Origin of the sequence: Pseudomonas mosselii (assembly GCF_003205295.1) — a bacterium.
Classification (GTDB): domain Bacteria; phylum Pseudomonadota; class Gammaproteobacteria; order Pseudomonadales; family Pseudomonadaceae; genus Aquipseudomonas; species Aquipseudomonas mosselii_B.
Map to the genome: position 1 here is coordinate 299,268 of NZ_QJRP01000003.1, position 25,654 is coordinate 324,921.

Below are 25,654 nucleotides of genomic sequence, written 5' to 3' on the forward strand. Positions count from 1 at the left end.
ATTCTGAGTTGCAGTGCTTGTTATTGTTCTTGTACCAGACATATAGCAGGTGCCGTGCCAACTTTTGAAAACCCAATGAAATCGGGGGTTTCAGCGGTTCGGGCAGGTTTTTGGACGGGGCAAATGTAGAAATTTCGTTACCTTACGCCTCGGGGGATGTTACGGCTGACAGGGTGGGTAACAGATTTTTGCGGAAACTGATGTGTTACCGCGCAAACGCATCGCGGGGCCAGCCCGCTCCCACGGACCAGGCAAGGCTGGCGTGGGAGCGGGCTGGCCCCGCGATCGGATTACACAGAGTCAGTTGTCGCTGGTGGCGTTGCTCTTGCGTCGCGGGATACCCAGGCGCTGGCGGCGTTCCCACAGGCATTTGCGGCTGACGCCCAGCTTGCGCGCCAGCTCGGTCTCGGTCATGTGGTCCTGGTGCTCGAGGACGAAATGCTGGAAGTAATCCTCCAGCGACAGATCCTCGGTCGGCTCGTGGCTGGCGTTGTTGGCGCTGGCCAGGCTTGGCAGGCTGTCCAGCACGTCATCGTCCTCCAGGTCGCTCAGCTCGATATCGATGCCCAGCAGGTCGGCGGAAATTTCCGCGCTCTCGCTGAGAATCACTGCGCGCTCCACGGCGTTTTCCAGTTCGCGCACGTTGCCCGGCCAGCTGTAGTGACGGATGGCCTGCTCGGCCTCGTGGGAGAAGTGCAGGTCGTCGCGGCCGATGCGTGCGCTCTGGCGGGCAAGGAAGGCATTGGCGATCTCGTTGACGTCGCTGCCGCGCTCGCGCAGGGCTGGAAGCTTCAGGGCGATCACGTGCAGGCGGTAGTACAGGTCTTCACGGAACTGCCCGGCCTTGGCCAGGTTCTTCAGGTCGCGGTGGGTCGCGGCGATCAGGCGCACATCGACCTTCTGCGATTGCACCGACCCGACCCGGCGGATCTCGCCTTCCTGCAGCACGCGCAGCAGGCGGGCCTGGGCTTCCAGGGGCAGTTCGCCGATCTCGTCGAGGAACAGGGTACCGCCGTCGGCGGCCTCGACCAGGCCCGCGCGCCCGGCGCTGGCACCGGTGAACGCGCCCTTCTCGTGGCCGAACAGTTCCGACTCGATCAGGGTCTCGGGGATCGCCGCGCAGTTCACCGAGATCATCGGTGCCTTGGCCCGGCGCGAGAGGTTGTGCAGGGCACGGGCGACCAGCTCCTTGCCGGTGCCCGACTCGCCCTGGATCAGCACATTGGAGTCGGTAGGGGCGACCTTGCGAATCTTGACGTACATGTCCTGCATTGGCGGGCAGGAGCCGATGATGCCGATCTCGCCGCTGGCTGGCGCGCTACCTGCCTTGTCGCTGGCGGCCTTGCCGTTGCCGGCGCGTGGCTCGGCGGCAGGGGCGGCGGCTGGAGCGTTCTGCCGGTCGCGCAGGATGCGGGCCACCGCCTGGAGCATCTCGTCGTGGTCGAAGGGCTTGGCGATGTAGTCCACCGCGCCCATCTTCATCGAGTCCACCGCCGAGCGCAGGCTGGCGTAGCTGGTCATGATCAGCACCGGGGTGCCCTGGCCGAGCTTGATCAACTCGGTGCCCGGGGCGCCCGGCAGGCGCAGGTCGCTGACGATCAGGTCGAAGGTGGCAATGCTGAAGCGTTCCTGGGCTTCCTGCACCGAGCCGGCTTCGCTGACCTGGTACTGGTTCCGTTCGAGCAGGCGACGCAGGGCCGAACGGATGATGGTTTCGTCTTCGACGATCAGAATATGCGGCATTGATTCAATTCTCTCGACGGTCTCGAATTTCAGGGGACGTCGCTACGACATGCCGGGGCAGGGTCACGCGGATCCGGGTACCACGTTGGCGCTCGATGTCGGCCGGGCTGTCGATGGTGATTTGCCCATAATGCTCTTCCACGATGGAATAGACCAGAGCGAGCCCCAGTCCGGTTCCTTCGCCCGGGTCCTTGGTGGTGAAGAAGGGTTCGAAGAGGCGGTCCATGATGCTTTTCGGGATGCCGCTGCCTTCGTCCTCGACGATCAGGTCGACGGTGTGTTCGTTCACTTCGCTGCGCACGCGCACGGCGCTGCCGGGAGGGGAGGCGTCGCGGGCGTTGGAAAGCAGGTTGATCAGCACCTGGGCCAGGCGCTGCGGGTCGCCCTCGACCCAGTGTTGCGGGTCGCAGAGGTTGAAGAACTGTACTTCGAAATTGCGCCGGTTCAATGCCAGCAGACCAATGGCGTCCTGCGCGACTTCGGCCAGGCATACTGGCTCTTCGCTGTTCTGCTGGCTACCACCGGCATGGGCGAAGCTCATCAGCGACTGGACGATGCGCGACACGCGCTTGGTCTGCTCGAGGATCTGGCTGGACAGCTCGATGATCTCGCCGTCGCCCTCGCGCTCCTCGCGCAGGTTCTGTGCAAGGCAGGCGATGCCGGTGATCGGGTTGCCGATCTCGTGGGCCACGCCTGCCGCCAGGCGGCCGATGCTGGCCAGGCGTTCGGAGTGCACCAGCTTGTCTTCCAGCGCCTGGGTCTCGGTGAGGTCCTCGACCAGCAGCACCAGGCCGCTGTTGCCCGGGGCCAGCGGCTCGTCGATGGCCGCCTTGTGCAGGTTGAGCCAGCGCGGCTGGCCATCGAGGGCCAGGCGCTGCTTGTGCAGGTGCTCGTCGGGCACGTTGATGAAACCTTGCAGCAGGCCGCGCCAGGGCTCGCCGATTGTGACCAGGCGCGAACCGACCACATGCTTTGCGGCGATCCCGGTGAGCTCCTCCATGGCCTTGTTCCACATCAGGATTTCCTGGTCCTTGGCCAGCGAGCACACGCCCATGGGCAGTTCCTGCAGGGTCTGGCGGTGGTAGCGGCGCAGGGCGTCGAGCTCGGCGGCAAGGCCGGTCAGGCGTGAGTGGTAATCCTCGAGCCGGCTCTCGATGAAGTGGATGTCCTCGGTGACGTAGTTCTCGTTGCCGGATTTGTAGGGCAGGAAGGTCTCGACCATGTCCTGGGCCACGCTCGGGCCCATCAGGCCGGAGAGGTTGGCCTCGATGCGGTCGCGCAGGCGGCGCAGGGCGTAGGGGCGGCGCTCGTCGAAGGGCAGGTAGAGGTCGCGCAGGGCTTGTTCCACCTCTTTCTGCGCGGCCTTGGCGCCCAGCGGCTTGGCCAGCTGGGTGGCGAACTCCTGGGGCGAGGCGGCATGCAGCTCGCGGCGTTGCGGGCGACGCACGTTATCCACCGCGCAGGCCTCGGCGGCGCTGACCTCTTCGCTGCTGGCGTTGGTGAACAGCGAGATCAGGGTGAACAGCAGGACGTTGGCCGCCAGCGAGGCGATGGCCGCCATGTGCCAGCTGGTGTCGTCCAGCACGTAGATCATGTCCAGCAGCGGGATATAGAAGCCCTGCAGGTTGCCCAGCAGCGGCAGCAGCATGGTCACCATCCACACCAGCATGCCGGCCAGCAGCCCGGCGATGAAGCCCCGGCGGTTGGCGGTCGGCCAGTACAGCACCGAAAGCACGCCGGGCAGGAACTGCAGGGTGGCGACGAAGGCGACGATGCCCAGGTTGGCCAGGCTCTGGTGTGTGTTCTGGGTCAGGTAGAAGACGAAGCCGGCGGTGATGATGGCGACGATCAGCGCTCGGCGGGTCCATTTCAGCCAGCGGTAGATGTTGCCTTCGGCCGGCGGCTGGTACAGCGGCAGCACCAGGTGGTTCAGGGCCATGCCCGACAGAGCGAGGGTGGTGACGATGATCAGCCCGCTGGCGGCCGACAGCCCGCCGACATAGGCCAGCAGCGCCAGCGCTTCGTTGTTGGCGGCGATGCCCAGGCCCAGGGTGAAGTACTCGGGGTTGGTGCTGGCGCCCAGGCGCAGGCCGGCCCACAGCACCAGTGGCACGGCCAGGCTCATCAGCAGCAGGAACAGCGGCAGGCCCCAGCTGGCGCTGACCAGCGAGCGTGGGCTGAGGTTCTCGGTGAAGGCCATGTGGTACATGTGCGGCATGACGATCGCCGAGGCGAAGAACACCAGCAGCAGGGTGCGCCACGGCCCCTCCTGCAGTGGCGTGTGCAGGGCGGCGAGGGCGGTCTGGTTCTGCAGCAGCCAGACTTCCAGGCCGTGGGGGCCGCCGAACACGCCGTACAGCGCGTAGAGGCCGACGCCACCCAAGGCCAGCAACTTGATCACCGACTCGAAGGCGATGGCGAACACCAGGCCCTCGTGCTTCTCGCGGGTGGCGATATGGCGCGAGCCGAAGAAGATGGTGAACAGGATGATCAGCACGCAGAAGGCGAACGCCACCCGTGCCTTGACCGGCTCGCCGGTGAGGATGCTGATCGAGTCGGCCACCGCCTGGATCTGCAGGGCCAGCAGCGGCAGCACGCCGATCAGCATGAAGATGGTGGTCAGCGCGCCGGCCCAGGTGCTGCGAAAGCGAAACGCCAGCAGGTCTGCCAGCGACGATAGCTGGTAGGTGCGGGTGATCTTGAGGATCGGGTAGAGCAGCACCGGCGCCAGCAGGAACGCCCCGGACACCCCCAGGTAACAGGCGAGGAAGCCGTAGCCGTACTGGTAGGCCAGGCCGACCGAGCCATAGAAGGCCCAGGCACTGGCGTAGACGCCCAGCGACAGGGTGTAGGTCAGGGGGTGGCGGATGACCGCGCGCGGGATCAGCCCGCGTTCGCTGATCCAGGCCACGCCGAACAGCACCAGCAGGTAAGCGGCGCTGATCAGGATCATCTGGGTCAGGCTAAAGCTCATCGGCATCTCGTTGGCTCTGCAGGATGAAGGTGACGACGATCAGGATCAGCCAGAGCAGGTAGGGGCGGTACCAGGCTCCGGTCGGCTCGATCCACCAGTCCATGATGGCCGGGGAGAACAGATAGATCCCCACGACCAGAAGCAGGACCAAACGATAGATGTACATGCTGGCCTCGATGGGTTGGGCGCTGCGGGCTTGGACTTATTATTGGCGCAAATGGCTGGGGCGATGCTAGCGGGAATCGGGGCGGTTCGCCAAGGGGTTGAATTTGTTGGGCTTTTGATTTTGCTGAAACGCAGGGCTTGCTGTCTTGCGCGGTCCCTGTAGGAGCGGCCTTGTGTCGCGATGGGCTGCAAAGCAGCCCCGGCAATATCTGCGGCAACACTGAAAACCCTGGGGCCGCTGCGCGCCCCATCGCGGCACAAGGCCGCTCCTACAGGGACCGCGTTGGCCGGTCGGATCAGGGCATTAATGCAATTCAGCCTCGGGCACCGTCATCTGCCGCGCAATATGCTCCGGTCGCCACTGCTGCCGCGCCACCGCCAGCACCTCGGCCGGGCTGGCCCCCGTCAGTGCCGGATCCGCCTGCTGCCCCAATGCCCGCAGGGCACGCAGCAGCAACGGCGTCGCCTGGTCCGCCTCCAGCGGTGGCGAGCGGTACGACTTGCCCAGCTTGTGCCCGTCCGGCTGCACGATCAATGGAATGTGCAGGTAACGCGGCTGCGAGAACCCCAGCAACTCCTGCAGGTACAGCTGGCGCGGCGTGTTGTCCAGCAGGTCGGCGCCGCGCACGATATCGGTAACCCCCTGCCAGGCATCGTCCAGCACCACCGCCAGTTGATAGGCATACAGCCCGTCGCGACGCTGGATGACGAAGTCGCCCACCTCGCGCCCCAGGTGCTGCTCGAACGTGCCCTGGACCCGGTCACTGAATCGGTAGATCAGTTCCGGAACCCGCAGGCGGATCGCCGCGCCTTCGCGGGCGTGCCCTGCGTTGCGGCAAAAGCCCGGGTAGATGCCGTTGTGGCCTTCCAGCTGCTTGCGCGAGCAGGTGCAGGCATAGGCCAGGCCCATGTTGAACAGGCGGTCGACCACCGCGGCATAGGCGTCGTGTCGCTGGCTCTGGAACACCACCTCGCCGTCCCACTCCAGCCCGTAGCGCTCCAGCGTCTGCAGGATCGCGTCACGGGCGCCGGGCATCTCCCGGGGCGGGTCGGTATCTTCCATGCGCAGCAGCCAGCGGCCGTTCACGGCGCGGGCGTCAAGCCAGGAGGCGAGGGCGGCGACCAGCGAGCCGAAGTGCAGGAAGCCACTGGGGGTGGGGGCGAAGCGGCCGATGTAGCGGGAGTCGTTCATGGATTGCACAGCTATATAAATGAAGACGGGGCGTACCCGTCGTAGAAAGCGGGCAAGCCCGCTTCCACAACCGATACGCCCCGTCTGCGAGGGTCAGGGATCAGCCTTTACCGACAGTCTTTTCCTTCTTCTCTGCAAGCTCCTTGCAGTCGAAGCACAAGTCTGCGGTTGGGCGGGCTTCGAGACGACGCACGCCAATTTCAACACCACATGCGTCACACCAGCCGTACTCTTCGTCCTGGATCAGTTGCAGGGTCTTGTCGATCTTCTTGATCAGCTTGCGCTCGCGGTCTCGGTTACGCAGCTCCAGAGCAAACTCTTCTTCCTGGCTGGCACGGTCAGCAGGATCGGGGAAATTGGCCGCTTCGTCCTTCATGTGGTCCATGGTCTTGTCGACACTGACCATGAGCTCCTGCTTCCAGCCGTTCAGGAGTTTGGTGAAGTGGGCCCTCATCGGGGCACCCATGTATTCTTCACCCTTGGCTACCTGGTATGGCTGGACGCCATAAAGCGATTGACTGGCTTTTTGCTTTTCTAGGGTGGACATGAATAGACCGCCTCTCACTCATCTGATCCAATGCGCAGGCTTGCTTCCATCTCCGGCGCCCGCCGGCCCTGCGACTGCGAGCCGCCGAACTTACCAGATAGATCCGGGGTGCGCTACCCCGCCCTATGCCTGCCTTTGACAGCGGCTTGACCGGCGCGTTCGTTGGCGTGCACAGGTAGAATCACCAGTTTAGACCCAATTGAGAGAAGGCCCATGGCTCAGCCACACAGTGCGCGCAGTCGCGCCATCGAACCCTTCCACGTCATGGCCCTGCTGGCCCGTGCCAACGAGCTGCAGGCCGCGGGCCACGACGTGATCCACCTCGAGATCGGCGAGCCGGACTTCACCACCGCCGCGCCGATCGTCGCCGCAGGCCAGGCCGCCCTGGCCGCCGGCCACACCCGCTACACGGCGGCCCGTGGCCTGCCGCAACTGCGCGAGGCGATTGCCGGGTTCTATGGCCAGCGTTACGGTGTGGACCTCGATCCGGAGCGCGTGCTCATCACCCCTGGCGGCTCCGGCGCCCTGCTGCTGGCCAGCAGCCTGCTGGTCGATCCGGGCAAGCATTGGCTGCTGGCCGACCCAGGGTATCCGTGCAACCGGCATTTCCTGCGCCTGGTCGAAGGCGGCGCGCAGCTGGTGCCGGTGGGCCCGGACGTCAATTATCAGCTGACCGCTGATCTGGTCGAGCGTCATTGGGACAAGGACACTGTCGGCGCCCTGGTCGCCTCACCGGCCAACCCGACCGGCACCGTGCTCGACCGCGACGAGCTGGCCAGCCTTTCCAGGGCCACCCGCGAGCGTCACGGGCATCTGGTGGTGGACGAGATCTACCACGGCCTCACCTACGGCATGGATGCGCCGAGCGTGCTGGAAGTGGACGATGAGGCATTCGTCCTGAACAGTTTTTCCAAATATTTCGGCATGACCGGCTGGCGCCTGGGTTGGCTGGTGGCCCCGCCGTCGGCGGTGGCAGACCTGGAAAAGCTGGCGCAGAACCTCTACATAAGTGCCCCGAGCATGGCCCAGCACGCTGCGCTGGCTTGCTTCGAGCCGCAAACCCTGGCCATCCTCGAGGAACGCCGCGCCGAGTTCGCCCGTCGCCGCGACTACCTGCTGCCGGCTTTGCGCGGGCTGGGCTTCGGCATCGCCGTGGAACCGCAGGGGGCCTTCTATCTGTATGCCGATATCAGCGCGTTCGGCGGCGATGCCTTCGCGTTCTGCCGGCATTTCCTGGAAACCGAGCACCTGGCGTTCACCCCGGGCCTAGACTTCGGCCGGTACCAGGCAGGTCACCATGTGCGTTTCGCCTATACCCAGAGCCTGCCGCGCCTGGAAGAGGCGGTACAGCGCATCGCCCGTGGCCTGCAGAGCTGGCAGGGCTGACCGATGCAGTTTCCGCCCCTTGAACAGGCGCGCCTGCTGCGCCGCTATAAACGCTTCCTGGCCGACATCGAGCTGGCCAGTGGTGAGCAGATCACCATTCATTGCCCCAACACCGGCTCAATGCTCAACTGCATGCGCGAGGGCGGACAAGTGTGGTTCAGCCGCTCCAACGACCCCAAGCGCAAGTTACCCGGTACCTGGGAGATCAGCGAAACGCCCCAGGGTCGCCTGGCCTGCGTCAATACCGGGCGTGCCAACGCCTTGGTGGAAGAGGCGCTGCGCGCCGGGGTGATCAGCGAACTGACTGGCTTCACCACGCTCAAGCGTGAGGTGGCCTATGGCGAGGAGCGCAGCCGCATCGACTTCTATCTTGAGTATGCCGACGGCGCCAAGGCCTATGTCGAGGTCAAGAGCGTGACCCTGGGTTACCCCGACACGCCGGTGGCGGCCTTCCCAGACGCCGTCACCCAGCGCGGCGCCAAGCACCTGCGCGAGCTGGCCACCCTGGCGCGCCAGGGTATCCGCGCGGTGCAGCTGTATTGCGTGAACCTGACCGGCATCGAGGCCGTGCGCCCTGCCGAGGAGATCGACGCCGCCTATGCCCAGGCCCTGCGCGCCGCCGTGGCGCAAGGGGTCGAGGTACTGGCCTACGGCACGCGCCTGGATGCCCAGCAACTGGTCATCGACCGCCCACTGCCGGTGCTGCTCAATCCGTGAGCCAGATGCCCTGGCTGTCTTCTTGGCAGTCCAGGGCCTCCAGCCATTCGCCCGCGCAGGGGCCGGTGATGCATTCGCCGCTTTCTATCAGGAACTGGGCCCCGTGATGGGCGCACTGGATCACGCTCGCGCTGTCGTCGAGAAAGCTGTCCGCCGCCCAGTTCAGCGGGATGCCCCGGTGCGGGCAGCGGTTGCGGTAGAGGTGGACCTTGCCTTGGCGGCGCACGCCGAACAGCGGCACGCCGGCTACGCTGAAGGCGCGGCTGTGGCCCTCGGCGAGGTCGTTGGAGGCGCAGAGAAAATGCATTGCAGCGGAGTTTCCGGTTAAGCCGTGTGACAAAGGGATGGCTTGACGCTTCAATGCGAATAATTATCAAATTGCCCGCATTCGCCGCGCCAGGCTGTCTATGGTGCGCACTTGTGCCGCCCGCCACAAGGTGTGCTGCCCGCCCTCTGCAAAGGAATCCGATGATGCGCCGTCCCGCTGCCTTGATTGCCCTGTGCGCCGGTCTTGCCCTGTCCGCCCAAACCATGGCCGCCGAGCTGCCGCAGCGCTGGGTCAGCGCCGGTGGTGCCCTGAGCGAGTGGATCAGCGCCCTGGGCGGCGAGCAGCGGCTGGTCGGTGTCGACACCACCAGCCAGCACCCCGAGTCGCTCAAGGCGCTGCCCAGCATCGGTTACCAGCGCCAGTTGTCGGCCGAGGGCATCCTCAGCCTGCGCCCCGATGTGCTGGTGGGTACCGAGGAAATGGGGCCGCCGCCGGTGCTGGCGCAGATCCGCAAGGCGGGGGTGCGGGTCGAGCTGTTCTCCAGCAAGGCCGAGGTCGGCGCGGTGGACGAGAACCTCAAGCATTTGGGAGCGTTGCTGGGTGACGAGCAGAAGGCCGATGCGCTGGCGACGGACTATCGCCGGCAACTGGAGGCGCTGCACAAGCAGGTCGAGCAGGTCCAGGCCGGGCACAAGGCGCCCGGCGTCCTGCTGTTGGTCGGTCATGCCGGCGCCAAGCCGATGATCGCCGGGCAGGGCACCGCCGGGGACTGGGTGCTGCGCCAGGCGGGAGGACGCAACCTTGCCGACCATCAGGGCTACAAGAACTTCTCGGTGGAGGCCCTCGCCGCGCTGAATCCGGACGTGGTGGTGTTTTCCGACCGGGCCCTCAGCGGCGAGCAGGCCCTGCAGGCACTGATCAAGGAAAATCCGGCCCTGGCGACTTCGCGCGCGGTGCGCGACAAGCGCCTGCTGTCCCTCGACCCGACGCTGCTGGTCGGCGGCTTGGGCCCGCGCCTGCCCGCCACCCTGCATGAGCTGGCCGCCAGCTTCTATCCTGGCGCCAAGGCCAGCCTCAACCCATGAGGCAGCGGGTCCGACCACGCACGTTGTTCATTACCCTGGCGTTGCTGTGCCTGCTTGCGATCTGGCTGTCGCTGGCGCTGGGGCCGGTCAGCCTGCCGTTGCTCGACACCCTGCGCGCCGGTTTGCGCCTGATCGGCTTGCCGGTATCCGGCGAGGGCCTGGAACAGGCCGAGATGATCCTCGGCCAGATCCGCCTGCCGCGCACCTTGCTGGGGTTGGCGGTCGGTGCCGTGCTGGCGTTGTCCGGCGTGGCGATGCAGGGGTTGTTCCGCAACCCGCTGGCCGATCCGGGCCTGGTCGGCGTCGCCAGTGGCGCTGCCCTGGGCGCGGCGGTGGCGATCGTCGGCGGCAGTTGGCTGGGGGGCATTGCCGACTGGTTCGCGCCTTACCTGCTGTCGCTCTGCGCCTTCGTCGGTGGGCTGGGCGTGACGGCGATGGTCTACCGCCTGGGGCGGCGTGACGGGCAGACCAATGTGGCGACCATGCTCCTGGCCGGTATCGCCATGACCGCGCTGGGCGGCTCGGCGGTGGGCCTGTTCACCTACCTGGCCGACGATGCCACGCTGCGCACCCTGACGTTCTGGAACCTGGGCAGCCTCAACGGTGCCAGCTACGAGCGGCTATGGCCCTTGCTGTTGGTTTCGGCGGCTGTGGCCCTGTGGCTGCCGCGCCGGGCACAGGCGCTCAACGCGCTGCTGTTGGGCGAGTCGGAGGCCCGTCACCTGGGCATCGAGGTCGAAGCGCTCAAGCGCGAACTGGTGTTCTGCACGGCGCTGGGCGTGGGGGCGGCGGTTGCCGCCGCCGGCCTGATCGGTTTCATCGGCCTGGTGGTGCCGCACCTGGTGCGCCTGGTGGCGGGGCCCGATCATCGGGTGCTGCTGCCAGCGTCGCTGCTGGCGGGCGGTACCCTGCTGCTTTTCGCCGACCTGATTGCGCGCCTGGCCCTGGCCCCGGCGGAATTGCCGATCGGCATCGTCACCGCCTTCATCGGGGCGCCATTCTTCCTGTTCCTGCTGGTGAAGGTACGTAGCTGATGCTCGACGTCCAAGGGCTGTCCCTCAAGCGCGGTGGCAGCCTGGTGCTGCACGACATCAACCTGACGCTGCGGCCCGGGCAGATTCTCGGCGTGCTCGGGCCCAACGGCGCTGGCAAAAGCAGCCTGCTCGGCGCCCTGTGTGGCGAACTGGCGCCCAGCGCCGGACAGGTGCAGCTCGATGGCCGCAGCCTGGAGGGCTGGTCGGGTCAGGAAAGGGCACGCCGGCTCGCAGTGTTGCCGCAGGTGTCCAGCCTGGGCTTTGCGTTCAGTGTCGAGGAGGTGGTCGGCCTGGGGCGGCTGCCCCACGCCAGCGGCCGTCAGCGTGACCAGGAGATCGTCGAGGCGGCGCTGGCGGCGGCGGATGCGGGGCATCTGGTCGAGCGCAGCTACCTGGCGCTGTCCGGCGGCGAACGCCAGCGCGTGCACCTGGCACGGGTGCTGGCCCAGCTGTGGCCTGGCGAGCCGGGTACCACGCTGCTGCTCGACGAGCCCACCTCCGCGCTCGACCCGCTGCACCAGCACACCACGCTGCAGGCGGTGCGCAGCTTCGCCGACCGCGGCGCGGCGGTGCTGGTGATCCTGCATGACCTGAACCTGGCGGCGCGCTACTGTGACCATATCCTGTTGCTGGAGCAGGGCCGCTGCCATGCCCTGGACACCCCGCAGCAGGTGCTGACACCGGCGGCGCTGCGGGCCGTATTTGGTATCGATGTCCTGGTCCAGCCGCACCCGGAGCGCGGCCATCCGCTGATCATCACTCGCTAAGAGGCTTTCCCCATGCGCCATCCCCTGCTGTCCGGCCTGTCCATCTGCCTGGCGCTGGCGCTGGGAGGTTGCCAGGCGAGCCTGCCACCCGTGCCTACCTGGCAGGGTACCGAGGGTCGCGACAACGTCCACTTGGGGCAGATCATCGAGTTGTCCAGTGGCCAGGCACTGAGCCCCGGGCAGTTGGTCCAGCGCCTGGCCGATGCGCCACGGGTACTGGTGGGTGAAAAGCACGACAACCCTGATCACCACCACTTGCAGCTCTGGTTGCTGCGCGCCCTGGAGAGCCGCCGGCCGCAGGGCAGCCTGCTGCTGGAAATGCTCGAGCCGCGGCAGCAGGCCCTGGTCGATGCGCAGAAGGGCGAGGCGTCGCCGGCAGCCGACCTGCCCAAGGCCCTCGACTGGCAATCCGGCTGGGACTGGGCGTTGTACGGGCCGATCGTCCGCGAGGCCCTGGGCCAACCTTACTCGCTGCTGGCCGCGAACCTGTCGCCGGAGGAAGTCCGCCAGGCCTATCGCCAGCCAGTGACACCCCCGGGCGAGCGCTCCAATGCGCCGGCCGTGGTGCAGGCGCTGCTGGAACAGGTGCGCGCCGGCCACTGCAACCTGCTGCCGGAAAGCCAGCTGCCGGCGATGCTGGCGGTGCAGCAGCAGCGCGACCGACGCATCGCCGAGCGGCTGCTGGCCGCGCCGCAACCGGCGCTGCTGTTCACCGGCAGCTACCATGCGCGCAAGGATCTGGGCGTGCCCCTGCATCTGGCCGACCTCGACGCCAAGGCCGAGGGCAAAGTGCTGTTGCTGATGGAGGTGGGGGAGACGGTCGAGCCGGGCATGGCCGACTATGTCTGGTACACCCCGGCGACGCCGGAGCAGGACTACTGCGCCCAACTGCGCAAGGCGCACTGAATCGCGGGCAAAAAAAGACCCGGCAAAGTGCCGGGTCAATAACCGTGATTAGCCTGATGAGGAGATAATCTGAGCGTCCGAACCAGGGAGCATTCAGGTTACCCAACCGGTCTCGCGACCAGTTGTGATAATCATAACGATTCTCATTTCGGCGTCAATGCCTTTTACGAATTATTTTTCGTTTTTCTGTGCCGGGCATTTCGCGTCGAGCTGCTGGTTCAGCGCTTGCTTGCGTTCGGCCGGCAGGTCGTTCCAGTGCATGTCCAGCAGGGCCCCCTCGATGGCGTATAACAACACCTTCGAAGCCCGGAATCCTCGCGTTCTCACGGCTTGATAGGCACCCACCGCGCCGAGCCGGCGCAGGTCCGAAGCACTGTGGATACCGACGGCGTGCAGCCATTGCGCGGAGGTCTTGCCAAGGTTTTTCAGATGCTGCAATTCATCGTTCATCGAGCCTCCTTGCGATGGCTGAACGGGTCGTGGGGATAAATCGCGAGCAGGTCAATGAGGAGTGTAGCGGGGGTTGCGAATAACGCGGCCTTTTGCCATCGGGGCCGACGGGATGCAGTACATTCGCTGGATGGAGCCCTGTGGGAGCGGCTGCGTGGGAGCGGGCTTGCCCCGCGATGGCGATTGCGGGGACCGACGCTATCGCGGGGCAAGCCCGCTCCCACGTGTGTCCGTTCCCACAGCGTTCTTGTCCACAGCCTTGTGCAGGCCAAAGCCTACCCTTGGCGCTGGCTTCGATAACGCATCCGCGTCCCAAACTTCACCGACATCAGGATCTCGTCGGCGCTCAGCTCGGCCGGGAAGTAGGTCCCGGAGATCTGCGCATGGGCGAGGCTGGCGCCCTCAAGGCCGTTTTCGCGCAGGTCGAGCCCGCGCAGGTCGGCGGCGCGAAAGTACGCATCGGTGAAGTCGATGCCGCGTACATCCAGGTCGCGCAGGTCCAGGCCGCGGAAATCACCGCCACGAAAGTCGATAGTCGAATCGCTGGGTTTTTCGCGGTTGAACGCCGCGATCTTCTCGTCGCGGATCATCGTGTACAGGACGTTGTCCAGCTGACGGGGCTGATTCATGGCGGCGCCTCCTCCGTGGGGTGTGATGATATTGTAATGACATCACTGGAGGGGCGCCGGACTTCAGGCGTGAACTGTCGACTGCTTCACGCCTTGCGGGTCAAAGGCCGGGCAGGTGCTGGCGGATCTGTTCGATCAGTTGGTCCATGCTGGCGCTTTCCTGGGTGTTCACGCGCTTGCTGTGCTTCTGCTCCTCGGCATCCAGCGGGTCGCGGCTGGCTTGCTGCGCCTGGATCACTTCCAGGGTGGCGTCCGAAGGGTCGATGGCTTCGGCCTGGCGCTGGGCCAGCCAGCTGGCGATCACCGCGTCGGGGGCCTGGCAGTCGAGAATCAGGAACGGTACGCCGGTCTCGCTGGCGACGTCCGCCGCCGCCTTGCGCTGGTCATGCTTGAGGTAGGTGGCGTCGAGCACCACCGGGAAACCGGCGTGCAGAATGGTTGCCGCCAACTCATGCAGGCGCTGGTAGGTGGCGATGCTGGCTTCCTTGTCGTAGATGCCGGCCTTGAGCTTGCCGGCGTCGGCTGCCGACTGCTTGCCGAACAGGCGCTTGCGCTCCACGTCCGAACGCACGCGCACCGCGCCCAAAGCCTCGACCAGGCGCATCGCCACGTGGCTCTTGCCCACGGCCGAGACGCCCTGGGTGATGGCCAGCAGTCGTGAAGGAATGGCGCTGTAGCTTTCGGCCAGGTTGGCGTAGTTGCGGTAGGTGCGCAGGGTGGTGGCGCGCTGCACGCCGTCGGCGTCGGGCGACAGGCTGAACAGTGCGACCTTGGCCCGCACCAGGGCGCGGTAGGCCTTGTAGAAGTTCAGCAGCTCCAGACCTTCGTAGTCACCGGTCAGCTCCAGGTACTGGCTGATGAAGCGTCGCGACAGGCATTTCAGGCCTCGGTCCTCGAGGTCCATGGCCAGGAAGCCGACGTCGGCGTAGACGTCGGTCAGGCGGAACGGCTCGTTGAACTCGATGCAGTCGAAGATCACCACCTTGCCGTCGATCAGGGTGGCGTTGCCCAGGTGGATGTCGCCGTGGCATTCACGAATGAAACCATTGGCCTTGCGCGCCTCGAGCAGGCCATGCAGGCGCTTGAAGCTGTCCTGGGCCCAGGCCTGCAGGTTGTCCAGTTGTTGCAGGTCGGCCTTGTCGGTCAGGAACGGGCGGATCTGCTCGAAGTTCTGCTCCACCGGCGCCATGACCGCATCCGGGGTACCCAGCGGGTGTTCGACCGGCACTTTCGGCGCCTGCAGGTGGAACTCGGCGATCTGCCGGGCCATCTGGTCTATGTGACCGGCGTTCAGCTCGCCGTTGGCCTGCAGGTTGCTGAGCATCTGGTCCTGGGGGAACTGGCGCATCTTCAGCGCGTACTCGATCGCCGGGCCTTCGCCGCCGATCTGCGGGGCCTCGACGCTACCGGTGATCGGCAGCACCTCCAGGTACAGGCCTTCGGTCAGGCGCTGGTTCAGCCGCAGCTCTTCGTTACAAAAATGCCCGCGCTGGTCGAGGCCGGTGAAGTCGAGGAAACCGAAGTTCATCGGCTTCTTGATCTTGTAGGCGTACTCGCCGGTGAGTAGAACCCAGGAGATGTGCGTCTCGATGAGCTGGAAGCCCGCGACAGGGTGCGGATAGAGGGCGGGGTTCTGCAGCGCGCTGATCAGGGCTTGGCTCACGGATCATCCTTCAGGGGTCAGGGAATTCGAATCGGACATTATGGTCAATGGTGCCGTCCCTGCAAACCGCCGTAGGCGTCTGCCCCCCTTTTCCAAAGTGCGTATAATCCGCCGCCATGACACGTACCCGAAATTCCCGCACCCCTAAAAAACGCCCGACCGGCCGCGCCCGCGCCTGGCTGGGCTGGGCTCTCAAGCTCAGCCTGGTCGGCCTGGTGCTGATCGCCGGCTTCGCGGTCTACCTCGATGCCACCGTCCAGGAGAAGTTCTCCGGCAAGCGCTGGACCATCCCGGCCAAGGTGTATGCCCGGCCGCTGGAGCTGTTCGTCGGCCAGAAGCTGAGCAAGAACGACTTCCTTACCGAACTCGATGCCCTGGGCTATCGCCGCGAAGGCGTGGCCAATGGCCCGGGCGCCGCGTCGGTCAACGGCAACAACGTCGACCTCAACACCCGTGGCTTCCAGTTCTACGAGGGCATGGAACCGGCGCAGTTCGTGCGCGTGCGCTTCTCCGGCGACTATGTCGCGGGCCTCAGCGGCGCCAATGGCGGCAAGCTCGACGTGGTGCGCCTCGAGCCGCTGATGATCGGCGGCATCTACCCGAAGAACCTCGAAGACCGCATCCTGATCAAGATCGACCAGGTGCCGCCGTACCTGGTGGAAACCCTGATCGCCACCGAAGACCGCGACTTCTACAGCCACTTCGGCGTGTCGCCCAAGTCCATCGCCCGGGCCGTCTGGGTCAACACCTCTTCGGGGGCCATGCGCCAGGGCGGCAGTACCCTGACCCAACAGCTGGTGAAGAACTTCTTCCTCACCAACGAGCGCAGCCTCAGCCGCAAGCTGACCGAAGCGATGATGTCGCTGCTCCTGGAAGTGCACTATGACAAGCGCGAGATCCTCGAGGCCTACCTGAACGAAGTGTTCATCGGCCAGGACGGACAGCGCGCCGTGCACGGCTTTGGTCTGGCCAGCCAGTTCTTCTTCAGCCAGCCGCTGCAGGAGCTCAAGCTGCACCAGATCGCCTTGCTGGTGGGCATGGTCAAGGGCCCGTCCTACTACAACCCTCGTCGCCACCCTGAGCGCGCCCTGCAACGGCGCAACCTGGTGCTCGACCTGCTCGCCGAGCAGGGCGTGGCCACCCAGGAGGTGGTCGACGCGGCGAAGAAGATGCCGCTGGGCGTGACCAAGCGCGGCAGCTTGGCCGACAGCTCGTTCCCGGCTTTCCTCGACCTGGTCAAGCGCCAGCTGCGCCAGGACTACCGCGACGAAGACCTGACCGAAGAAGGCCTGCGCATCTTCACCAGTTTCGACCCGATCCTGCAGATGAAGGCCGAGACCGCCATGAGCGAGACCTTCAAGCGCCTGGCCGGACGCAAGGGCGCCGACGAAGTGGAATCGGCGATGGTCGTCACCAACCCCGAGACCGGTGAAGTGCAGGCACTGATCGGCAGCCGCCAGTCGGGCTTCGCCGGCTTCAACCGCGCCATCGACGCCGTGCGGCCGATCGGCTCGCTGGTCAAGCCGGCGGTCTACCTGACCGCGCTGGAGCAACCGAGCAAGTTCACCCTGACCAGCTGGGTGCAGGACGAGCCGTTCTCGGTCAAGGGTGCCGACGGCCAGGTGTGGCGTCCGCAGAACTACGACCGCCGCCCCCACGGCACCATCTACCTGTACCAGGGCCTGGCCAACTCCTACAACCTGTCGACCGCCAAGCTCGGCCTGGAAGTGGGCGTGCCCAACGTGATCAAGACCATCGGTCGGCTCGGCGTGCAGGTCGACTGGCCGGCATTCCCGTCAATGCTCCTGGGCGCCGGCGGCATGTCGCCGATGCAGGTGGCAACCATGTACCAGACCATCGCCAACGGTGGCTTCAACACGCCGATGCGCGGTATCCGCAGCGTGCTCACCGCCGAAGGCGAGCCGCTCAAGCGCTACCCGTTCCAGATCCAGCAGACCTTCGATCCGGGGTCGATCTACCTGGTGCAGAACGCCATGCAGCGGGTAATGCGCGAAGGCACCGGTCGTTCGGTGTACAGCGTGCTGCCAAGTTCGCTGACCCTGGCGGGCAAGACCGGCACCAGCAACGACTCGCGCGACAGCTGGTTCTCCGGCTTCAGCCAGGACCTGCTGGCGGTGGTCTGGCTGGGCCGCGACGACAACGGCAAGACGCCGTTCACCGGTGCCACCGGCGCGCTGCAGGTGTGGACCAGCTTCATGAAGAAGGCCGACCCGCTGCCGCTGGACATGCCGCAGCCGGACAACGTGGTGCAGGCCTGGATCGATCCGTACAGCGGCCAGGGGTCCGACGGCAGCTGTCCGGGAGCGGTGCAGATGCCGTATATTCGTGGCAGTGAACCACCCGCTGGCGCCGCCTGTGGCGGCGAACAGAGCCCGGCCGAAGAGGTGATGGACTGGGTCAAGGGCTGGATGAATTGAGCGCGAGCTTCTGAAGAGGGTGTGAAGTGAACAAGTGGTGGATTCCTGCCGTGGCGGCAGTGACCGTGCTGCACGGCTGTGCCAGCGTCCCGCGTGGCAACATTCCGGTGGTCGATTCGAGCACCCGGGTCTCCAACAGCGAGCGCGTCTCGGCCAACCGCACGTCGGCCTATCCGACCAGCGGCGGCAGCAGCCAGGCCCGGTCGTTGCCGGAAGACTCCGGCGTCACCGTGATGATCCCGCAAGGGACCGGCGGCGCGCCGATCCAGTCGTTCCCGGCAGGTACCGGCCCGGCACCGATCAGCACTGGGCCGATCACCCCGGGTCCGGTCAGCAGCGGCCCGATCAGTACCAACCCCAACCCGATCGCCGACGAGCCCTTCGACATCGCCTCGATGAGCAATCCGGCGCCGGTCACCAGCGCGCCCACCGGGATTCCGCGGGGCAACGTCTCCGGCGGCGGCCTGTCCGCCGACGAACAGCTCGACGGCCCGGTGCTGGCGCTGCTGACCACCGCCCAGCAGCAGCAGGGCAGTGGCGACTTCAACGGCGCCGCGTCGAGCCTGGAGCGTGCCCAGCGCATCGCCCCGCGTGAGCCGCAGGTACTGTTCCGCCTGGCCCAGGTGCGCCTGTCGCAGGGCGACGCCGCGCAGTCCGAGCAACTGGCGCGCCGTGCCTTGACCTACGCCAACGGTCGCCCCGACCTGCAGGCCCAGCTGTGGAACACCATCGCCCAGGCCCGCGAGAAGCAGGGTGACAGCGCCGGTGCGGCACTGGCGCGGCAAAAGGCGCGGGTCAACCTGTGATGGAACAGCGCATCCTCGATATCGCCGACCACCTGCTGCTGATCGAGCGCGAGCTCAAGGTCCAGGGCTGGTGGAACGATGCCGCGCCCAGCGCCGAGGCGCTGGCCAGCGTGGTGCCGTTCGCCGTCGACAGCATGGCCTTCGAACAGTGGCTGCAGTGGATCTTCCTGCCGCGGATGAAGCTCATTCTCGAGCACGGCCACCCGCTGCCCAATGCCTCGGGCATCCTGGTCATGGCCGAGACGGTGTTTGTCGACCGTCCGGAACAAAGCCGCGAGCTACGGCGCCTGTTGGCAGAGTTCGACCAATTGATCAGCCCCTCCGCCTGATTTCTTCTCTTTTTCCATCAAGGGCCGCAGATTGTGGCCCTTTTTTATGGAAATCTTCTTAAATCTGCTGCTGAGCACCTTTTTAGTGGTTGCAGCGATTCATCTTGCGGAAAAATTGGCAATAATTTTTCTTGACTTGTGCGCGCCGAATCACAAGAATCCAGATTCCGCTGTAGAGGGACTGCCAGAAGCAGACCCGCTAAGCAGATCATGAGGCGCACACCCGCGCCGACTTGTAACACCCCGCAACGCGTTACCTCGCGCTGGGTGGGAAGGCCCGCAACACACCAGGGCACTCCCAATACTTGCTCAGTCAGTGCTGACGTTCGCTCATGCTCTGCTTGGCAGTAAACCTATTAAGACCCGCTCAGTGAGGGCGGTATTCTGGCGTTTTAGAGGTGAACAACGTGGAGCTTTTATCTGGCGCTGAGATGGTCGTCCGCTTCTTGCGTGACGAAGGCGTTAAGCACATCTACGGGTACCCTGGTGGTGCTCTCCTTCATGTTTACGATGCCCTGTTCAAGGAACCGGAAGTCCAGCACATCCTGGTTCGCCACGAGCAGGCTGCCACCCATATGGCGGACGGTTACGCCCGTGCCACCGGCAAGGCCGGCGTGGTACTGGTGACTTCCGGCCCGGGCGCGACCAATGCCATCACCGGCATTGCCACCGCCTACATGGATTCCATTCCGATGGTCATCCTGTCTGGCCAGGTGCCCAGCACCATGGTCGGCACCGACGCGTTCCAGGAAACCGACATGATCGGTATCTCCCGGCCGATCGTGAAGCACAGCTTCATGATCAAGCACGCCTCGGAAATCCCGGAAGTCCTGAAAAAAGCCTTCTATCTTGCGCAGTCCGGCCGCCCCGGCCCGGTCGTGGTCGACATTCCAAAAGATATGACCAACCCGGCCGAGAAGTTCGAGTACATCTACCCGAAAAAGGTCAAGCTGCGTTCGTATAGCCCGGCTGTTCGTGGCCACTCCGGCCAGATCCGCAAGGCGGCCGAGATGCTCCTGGCGGCCAAGCGCCCGATCGTCTACTCCGGCGGCGGCGTGATCCTCGGCGGCGGCTCCGAAGCCCTCACCGAAATCGCCAGGTCGCTTAACCTGCCTGTCACCAACACCCTGATGGGCCTCGGTGGCTTCCCCGGCACCGATCGCCAGTTCCTCGGCATGCTCGGCATGCACGGCAGCTACACCGCCAACATGGCCATGCACCACGCCGACGTGATCTTCGCCGTCGGTGCGCGGTTCGACGACCGCGTGGTCAATGGCCCGGCCAAGTTCTGCCCGAACGCCAAGATCATCCACATCGACATCGACCCTGCGTCGATCTCCAAGATGATCAAGGCCGACGTGCCGATCGTCGGCCCGGTCGAGAGCGTGTTGAGCGAGATGCTCACCATCCTCAAGGAAATCGGCGAGCAGCCCGACAAGGCGGCGCTGGATGCCTGGTGGAAGCAGATCGACGAATGGCGTGGCGACGGTGAACTGTTCCCTTACGACAAGGGCGACGGCAACGTCATCAAGCCGCAGCAGGTGATCGAGACCCTGTGCGAAGTGACCAAGGGCGATGCCTTCGTCACCTCCGACGTGGGCCAGCACCAGATGTTCGCGGCGCAGTACTACCGCTTCAACAAACCCAACCGCTGGATCAACTCCGGTGGCCTGGGCACCATGGGCTTCGGTTTCCCGGCGGCCATGGGCATCAAGCTCAACTTCCCCGACCAGGACGTGGCCTGCGTGACCGGTGAAGGCAGCATCCAGATGAACATCCAGGAGCTGTCCACCTGCATGCAGTACGGCCTGCCGGTGAAGATCGTCAACATGAACAACGGTGTGTTGGGCATGGTCCGCCAGTGGCAGGACATGGCTTACAACGGTCGCCACTCGCATTCCTATGTCGAGTCGCTGCCTGACTTCGTCAAGCTGGCCGAGGCCTATGGCCATGTGGGTATCCGCATCACCAGCCTGAAGGACCTCAAGCCGAAGCTGGAAGAAGCGTTTGCCATGAAGGACCGCCTGGTCTTCATCGACATCGCGATCGACCGTACCGAGCACGTCTATCCGATGCAGATCAAGGATGGCTCGATGCGTGACATGTGGCTGAGCAAGACGGAGCGTACCTGATATGCGGCATATCATTTCCCTGCTGCTGGAAAACGAACCCGGTGCCTTGTCTCGCGTGGTCGGCCTGTTCTCCCAGCGCAACTACAACATTGAAAGCCTGACCGTGGCGCCGACCGAAGACCCGACCCTGTCGCGTCTGACGCTGACCACCGTTGGCCATGACGAGGTGATCGAGCAGATCACCAAGAACCTGAACAAGCTGGTCGAAGTGGTCAAGCTTGTCGACCTGTCGGAAAGCGCCCACATCGAGCGCGAACTGATGCTGGTCAAGGTCAAGGCCACCGGTGCCCAGCGCGCTGAGATCAAGCGCACCACGGATATCTTCCGTGGCCAGATCGTCGATGTGACCGCCAGCGTGTACACCGTGCAGCTGAGCGGCACCAGCGACAAGCTGGATAGCTTCATCCAGGCCATCGGCACCGCATCGATTCTCGAAACCGTGCGCAGTGGCGTCACCGGCATTGCCCGTGGCGACAAAGTGCTCAGCATCTAACTTCAAAAACTAGCGATGGCTCCGCTGGGGCCGAGATATAACAGGGGTATTTCATGAAAGTTTTCTACGATAAAGACTGCGACCTTTCCATCATCCAGGGCAAGAAAGTCGCCATCATCGGTTACGGTTCGCAAGGTCACGCCCAGGCGTGCAACCTGAAGGACTCCGGTGTGGACGTTACCGTCGGTCTGCGTAAAGGTTCGGCTACCGTTGCCAAGGCAGAAGCCCACGGCCTGAAAGTGGCTGACGTGGCTACCGCCGTCGCCGCTGCCGACCTGGTCATGATCCTCACCCCGGACGAATTCCAGGGCCAGCTGTACAAGAACGAGATCGAGCCGAACATCAAGAAGGGCGCCACCCTGGCCTTCTCCCACGGCTTCTCGATCCACTACAACCAGGTCGTTCCGCGTGCCGACCTCGACGTGATCATGATCGCGCCGAAGGCCCCGGGCCACACCGTGCGTTCCGAGTTCGTCAAGGGCGGTGGTATCCCTGATCTGATCGCCATCTACCAGGACGCCTCGGGTAACGCCAAGAACGTCGCCCTGTCCTACGCCGCTGGCGTCGGTGGCGGCCGTACCGGCATCATCGAGACCACCTTCAAGGACGAGACCGAAACCGACCTGTTCGGTGAGCAGGCCGTTCTGTGCGGCGGTACCGTCGAGCTGGTCAAGGCCGGTTTCGAAACCCTGGTCGAAGCGGGCTACGCCCCGGAAATGGCCTACTTCGAGTGCCTGCACGAGCTGAAGCTGATCGTCGACCTCATGTACGAAGGCGGTATCGCCAACATGAACTACTCGATCTCCAACAACGCCGAGTACGGTGAGTACGTCACCGGCCCTGAAGTCATCAACGAAGAATCCCGTAAGGCCATGCGCAACGCTCTGAAGCGCATCCAGGACGGCGAATACGCGAAGATGTTCATCAGCGAAGGCGCCACCAACTATCCTTCGATGACCGCCAAGCGCCGCAACAACGCCGCCCACGGCATCGAAATCATCGGCGAGCAACTGCGTTCGATGATGCCGTGGATCTCGGCCAACAAGATCGTCGACAAGACCAAGAACTGAGTCTTGCGTCGATAAATGAAAAACGCGGCTTCGGCCGCGTTTTTTCGTTTGCGCGGTCAGCTTCTGGTATAAAGCGACCAGTGGCTCGCTGTTAGAACGGTTTTGCCGAGCCCATGTCGAACATATTCCACCCTGTTGCAAGGTACTTTTCATGAGCGAACGTCCCGAAGAGCCGAACAAGCCCTCCGACGCCGAAAGCCTGCTACCTGTCGATGAGCACGTTGAAGAAGGTCACGACGCCGAAGGGCGCAAAGTGCGTCACCGCGGTATCTATCTGCTGCCTAACCTGTTCACCACCGCGAACCTGTTCGCCGGCTTCTATTCCATCATCAGCTCGATGAGCGCGCAGAGCGCCCTGAGCGCGGGTGATCCACGGGAGGCGAGCAAGTATTTCGCCTTCGCCGCCATCGCCATCTTCGTCGCCATGGTCCTCGACGGCCTCGACGGCCGCGTGGCGCGCATGACCAATACGCAAAGCGCCTTCGGTGCCGAGTACGACTCGCTGTCGGACATGGTCGCCTTTGGCGTGGCGCCGGCGTTGCTGGCGTTCGGCTGGGCCCTGGGCGACATGGGCAAGGTCGGCTGGATGGTCGCCTTCATCTATGTGGCCGGCGCCGCGCTGCGTCTGGCTCGTTTCAACACCCAGGTCGGCACCGCCGACAAGCGCTACTTCATCGGCCTGGCCAGCCCGGCGGCGGCCGGCGTGGTGGCCGGTACCGTCTGGGCGTTCAGCGACTACGGCATCCAGGGCTCCAAGCTGTCGTTCCTGGTGGCGCTGCTGGTAGCCGCCGCTGGCATGCTGATGGTCAGCAACATCAAGTACAACAGCTTCAAGGAGCTCGACCTCAAGGGGCGCGTACCCTTTGTCGCGATCCTCGCCGTGGTGCTGGTGTTCGCCGTGGTGTTCAGCGACCCGCCGCGCATCCTGCTGTTGATCTTCCTCGCCTATGCCGCGTCGGGGCCGATCCAGTTCCTGTTGCGGGCGCGCCGTCGTAAATCCTGACAAGGATTTAATCGCGGAATAACCTGCCGGCTCCATAGTCTTACGTGTACATCAGTGACCCGTACTGTGGAGCCGCCATGCTCATCAAGCTTCCCCGACCGTCCGATTGCAAAGCATCGGAGATCACCCCCGAACACATTTACTTCTCTCGTCGTACGTTGCTGGGCGCAGGCCTGGCGGGCGCGGCCCTGGGCGCGTTGCCGCGGTTTGGCGCGGCTGCCGAGATGTCCCGCTATGCCGACGTCGCCGCCGGTGCCGCGCCCGGCTGGTTCAACGACAAGCTGGCCAGTACCCATTGGCAGGCGGTCACCGTCAGCGGCGAGGCGATCACGCCGTTCAAGGACGCCACCCACTACAACAACTTCTACGAGTTCGGACCCGACAAGGGCGATCCGGCGGCCAATGCCGGCAGCCTGAAGACCGAGCCGTGGAGCCTGGTGGTCGATGGCGAGGTGGCCAAGCCCGGGCGCTATGCGCTGGAGGACTTCATCAAGCCTTACCAGCTCGAGGAGCGGATCTACCGCCTGCGCTGCGTGGAAGCCTGGTCGATGGTGATCCCCTGGCTTGGCTTCCCCTTGGCGCAGGTGCTCAAGCAGGTCGAGCCGACCTCGAAAGCGCGCTATATCCGTTTCGAAACCCTGCAAGACCCCAAGAGCATGCCCGGTCAGCGGTCCGGCTTCGCCCTGATCGACTGGCCGTATGTGGAGGGCCTGCGCCTGGACGAGGCGATGAACCCGCTGGCAATTCTGGCGGTGGGCATGTATGGCCGTGAGCTGCCCAACCAGAATGGCGCGCCGCTGCGCCTGGTGGTGCCATGGAAGTACGGATTCAAGAGCATCAAGTCGATCGTGCGCATCAGCCTGGTGGCGGAGCAGCCTGCGACTACCTGGCAGGGGCTGGCGCCGGACGAGTACGGCTTCTATGCCAACGTCAACCCGACGGTCGACCACCCACGTTGGACCCAGGCGCGGGAGCGTCGCCTGCCCAGCGGGCTGTTCAGTCCCAATGTGCGCGATACGCTGATGTTCAACGGCTATGCCGATGAAGTGGCGTCGCTCTATACCGGCCTCGACCTGCGGAAGAACTACTGATGCGTTATCCCTGGCTGCGCCTGGCGATCTTCGTGACCGGGTGCCTGTTCCCACTGTGGTGGCTGTATGAGGCGGCCATGGGGCTGCTTGGGCCGGACCCGGGGAAGATCATGGTGGACCGTCTTGGCCTGGGGGCGTTGGTCTTTCTCTTGGTCACTCTTGGCATGACGCCGCTGCAGCGGATTACGGGGTGGTCGGGGTGGATCGTGGTGCGGCGTCAGCTGGGGCTGTGGTGCTTTGCTTATATAGTGCTGCACATGACGGCGTACATGGTGTTTATCCTGGGGCTGGACTGGGGGCAGTTTGGTGTCGAGCTGCGCAAGCGGCCCTATATCATTGTCGGCGCGCTGGGCTTTCTTGGTTTGCTGGCGCTGGCGGTCACTTCCAACCGGTATAGCCAGCGGCGTCTTGGCGCGCGATGGAAGAAGTTGCACCGGCTGGTCTATGTGATTCTCGGGCTTGGACTGTTGCACTTCCTGTGGATCGTGCGCTCAGACCTTAAAGAGTGGGCGGTGTATGCCGCTATCGGGGTGTTCCTGCTGGTGCTGCGCATTCCCCCGGTATGGCGGCGTGTTCCTCGATTGGTCGGGCGGGGGAGGGCGGTCTGAAATCTTTCTGCAATAAAAGGTTGACGGGCTTTCAGATCCCCTTATAATGCGCCCCACTTCCAGCGACATCGGAACGAAAAACTCCTTGAGTATCAATGAGTTGATTGTTGTAGAGGGTTGCGGAGGTGCTTCGATCATCTGATCGGCAGCGGTGAAAA

At 64.7% G+C, this 25,654-nt stretch carries 24 protein-coding genes; 15 read left to right on the forward strand and 9 right to left on the reverse strand.

Annotation, left to right across the window (positions count from 1 at the left end; all coding sequences use genetic code 11):
• Positions 1-300: 300 nt before the first annotated feature.
• The 5 genes from DMX06_RS04885 to dksA form a co-directional block, all read right to left on the reverse strand.
• Positions 301-1,743: a sigma-54-dependent transcriptional regulator gene (locus tag DMX06_RS04885; protein WP_110735127.1), complete on the reverse strand. Its 1,443-nt coding sequence runs from the start codon at positions 1,741-1,743 to the stop codon at positions 301-303.
• A gap of 4 nt (positions 1,744-1,747) precedes the next feature.
• Positions 1,748-4,723, reverse strand: a complete 2,976-nt coding sequence (locus tag DMX06_RS04890; RefSeq protein WP_181427779.1) for a sensor histidine kinase — start codon at positions 4,721-4,723, stop codon at positions 1,748-1,750.
• Entirely contained in the window at positions 4,707-4,883 is a 177-nt protein-coding gene (locus DMX06_RS04895) for a hypothetical protein (RefSeq protein ID WP_003250005.1), read from the reverse strand. The genes DMX06_RS04890 and DMX06_RS04895 overlap by 17 nt, the downstream gene beginning before the upstream one ends.
• 303 nt (positions 4,884-5,186) lie before the next feature.
• On the reverse strand, positions 5,187-6,074 hold the full coding sequence (gene gluQRS / locus DMX06_RS04900) for a tRNA glutamyl-Q(34) synthetase GluQRS (RefSeq protein ID WP_110735132.1): 888 nt from the start codon (positions 6,072-6,074) through the stop codon (positions 5,187-5,189).
• Positions 6,075-6,174: 100 nt separating this feature from the next.
• The gene (dksA, locus tag DMX06_RS04905; RefSeq protein ID WP_110735134.1) at positions 6,175-6,621 is read right to left on the reverse strand and encodes an RNA polymerase-binding protein DksA; all 447 of its coding nucleotides are present in this window, start codon (positions 6,619-6,621) and stop codon (positions 6,175-6,177) included.
• A 213-nt stretch (positions 6,622-6,834) separates the two neighbouring features.
• Here dksA and DMX06_RS04910 point away from each other — a divergent pair, with 213 nt between their 5' ends.
• Together DMX06_RS04910 and sfsA are read left to right on the forward strand one after the other, a co-directional pair.
• Complete coding sequence (locus tag DMX06_RS04910; protein ID WP_110735136.1) at positions 6,835-8,007, forward strand: pyridoxal phosphate-dependent aminotransferase; 1,173 nt, start codon at positions 6,835-6,837, stop codon at positions 8,005-8,007.
• A gap of 3 nt (positions 8,008-8,010) precedes the next feature.
• Positions 8,011-8,724 carry a DNA/RNA nuclease SfsA gene (gene sfsA, locus DMX06_RS04915; RefSeq protein ID WP_110735138.1) on the forward strand — a complete coding sequence of 238 codons (714 nt, stop codon included), beginning with the start codon at positions 8,011-8,013 and terminating at the stop codon, positions 8,722-8,724.
• On the opposite strand, the gene DMX06_RS04920 is transcribed toward sfsA, so the two are convergent.
• Complete coding sequence (locus tag DMX06_RS04920; protein ID WP_110735140.1) at positions 8,714-9,031, reverse strand: Rieske (2Fe-2S) protein; 318 nt, start codon at positions 9,029-9,031, stop codon at positions 8,714-8,716. The two genes, sfsA and DMX06_RS04920, sit on opposite strands and share 11 nt — an antisense overlap.
• A gap of 161 nt (positions 9,032-9,192) precedes the next feature.
• Here DMX06_RS04920 and DMX06_RS04925 point away from each other — a divergent pair, with 161 nt between their 5' ends.
• Genes DMX06_RS04925 through DMX06_RS04940 form a run of 4 tightly spaced genes read left to right on the forward strand, consistent with a single transcriptional unit; the run spans position 9,193 to position 12,784 of the window.
• Complete coding sequence (locus DMX06_RS04925) at positions 9,193-10,077, forward strand: heme/hemin ABC transporter substrate-binding protein (protein ID WP_110735142.1); 885 nt, start codon at positions 9,193-9,195, stop codon at positions 10,075-10,077.
• 50 nt (positions 10,078-10,127) lie between these two features.
• Complete coding sequence (locus DMX06_RS04930; RefSeq protein WP_181427780.1) at positions 10,128-11,111, forward strand: FecCD family ABC transporter permease; 984 nt, start codon at positions 10,128-10,130, stop codon at positions 11,109-11,111.
• Complete coding sequence (locus DMX06_RS04935) at positions 11,111-11,878, forward strand: heme ABC transporter ATP-binding protein (RefSeq protein WP_110735147.1); 768 nt, start codon at positions 11,111-11,113, stop codon at positions 11,876-11,878. The genes DMX06_RS04930 and DMX06_RS04935 overlap by 1 nt, the downstream gene beginning before the upstream one ends.
• 12 nt (positions 11,879-11,890) lie before the next feature.
• Positions 11,891-12,784, forward strand: a complete 894-nt coding sequence (locus DMX06_RS04940; protein WP_110735149.1) for a ChaN family lipoprotein — start codon at positions 11,891-11,893, stop codon at positions 12,782-12,784.
• A gap of 171 nt (positions 12,785-12,955) precedes the next feature.
• Here DMX06_RS04940 and DMX06_RS04945 read toward each other — a convergent pair whose 3' ends face one another.
• From DMX06_RS04945 to DMX06_RS04955, 3 genes are all read right to left on the reverse strand, one after another.
• A complete protein-coding gene (locus DMX06_RS04945; RefSeq protein ID WP_028691223.1) occupies positions 12,956-13,234 on the reverse strand; it encodes a TfoX/Sxy family protein in 279 nt (92 codons plus the stop codon).
• A 275-nt stretch (positions 13,235-13,509) separates the two neighbouring features.
• On the reverse strand, positions 13,510-13,863 hold the full coding sequence (locus DMX06_RS04950) for a pentapeptide repeat-containing protein (RefSeq protein ID WP_110735150.1): 354 nt from the start codon (positions 13,861-13,863) through the stop codon (positions 13,510-13,512).
• A 100-nt stretch (positions 13,864-13,963) separates the two neighbouring features.
• Positions 13,964-15,526: a bifunctional aminoglycoside phosphotransferase/ATP-binding protein gene (locus DMX06_RS04955; protein ID WP_110735152.1), complete on the reverse strand. Its 1,563-nt coding sequence runs from the start codon at positions 15,524-15,526 to the stop codon at positions 13,964-13,966.
• 116 nt (positions 15,527-15,642) lie between these two features.
• Here DMX06_RS04955 and mrcB point away from each other — a divergent pair, with 116 nt between their 5' ends.
• The 9 genes from mrcB to msrQ all read left to right on the forward strand — a co-directional run bounded on the left by mrcB (position 15,643) and on the right by msrQ (position 25,496).
• Entirely contained in the window at positions 15,643-17,964 is a 2,322-nt protein-coding gene (gene mrcB / locus DMX06_RS04960; protein WP_110735154.1) for a penicillin-binding protein 1B, read from the forward strand.
• Positions 17,965-17,990: 26 nt separating this feature from the next.
• Positions 17,991-18,770, forward strand: a complete 780-nt coding sequence (locus DMX06_RS04965) for a tetratricopeptide repeat protein (protein ID WP_050706955.1) — start codon at positions 17,991-17,993, stop codon at positions 18,768-18,770.
• Positions 18,767-19,099 carry a YqcC family protein gene (locus DMX06_RS04970; RefSeq protein ID WP_110735157.1) on the forward strand — a complete coding sequence of 111 codons (333 nt, stop codon included), beginning with the start codon at positions 18,767-18,769 and terminating at the stop codon, positions 19,097-19,099. The genes DMX06_RS04965 and DMX06_RS04970 overlap by 4 nt, the downstream gene beginning before the upstream one ends.
• Before the next feature lie 407 nt (positions 19,100-19,506).
• On the forward strand, positions 19,507-21,231 hold the full coding sequence (locus DMX06_RS04975; protein WP_110735190.1) for an acetolactate synthase 3 large subunit: 1,725 nt from the start codon (positions 19,507-19,509) through the stop codon (positions 21,229-21,231).
• Between the two features lies 1 nt (position 21,232).
• Complete coding sequence (gene ilvN / locus DMX06_RS04980) at positions 21,233-21,724, forward strand: acetolactate synthase small subunit (protein ID WP_003250040.1); 492 nt, start codon at positions 21,233-21,235, stop codon at positions 21,722-21,724.
• A 53-nt stretch (positions 21,725-21,777) separates the two neighbouring features.
• The gene (gene ilvC / locus DMX06_RS04985; RefSeq protein WP_027917653.1) at positions 21,778-22,794 is read left to right on the forward strand and encodes a ketol-acid reductoisomerase; all 1,017 of its coding nucleotides are present in this window, start codon (positions 21,778-21,780) and stop codon (positions 22,792-22,794) included.
• 151 nt (positions 22,795-22,945) lie between these two features.
• A complete protein-coding gene (gene pssA, locus DMX06_RS04990; protein WP_028691215.1) occupies positions 22,946-23,797 on the forward strand; it encodes a CDP-diacylglycerol--serine O-phosphatidyltransferase in 852 nt (283 codons plus the stop codon).
• Positions 23,798-23,874: 77 nt separating this feature from the next.
• Entirely contained in the window at positions 23,875-24,888 is a 1,014-nt protein-coding gene (msrP, locus tag DMX06_RS04995; protein WP_110735160.1) for a protein-methionine-sulfoxide reductase catalytic subunit MsrP, read from the forward strand.
• Complete coding sequence (gene msrQ, locus DMX06_RS05000) at positions 24,888-25,496, forward strand: protein-methionine-sulfoxide reductase heme-binding subunit MsrQ (protein WP_110735162.1); 609 nt, start codon at positions 24,888-24,890, stop codon at positions 25,494-25,496. Before msrP ends, msrQ begins: the two co-directional genes overlap by 1 nt.
• Positions 25,497-25,654 lie beyond the last annotated feature (158 nt).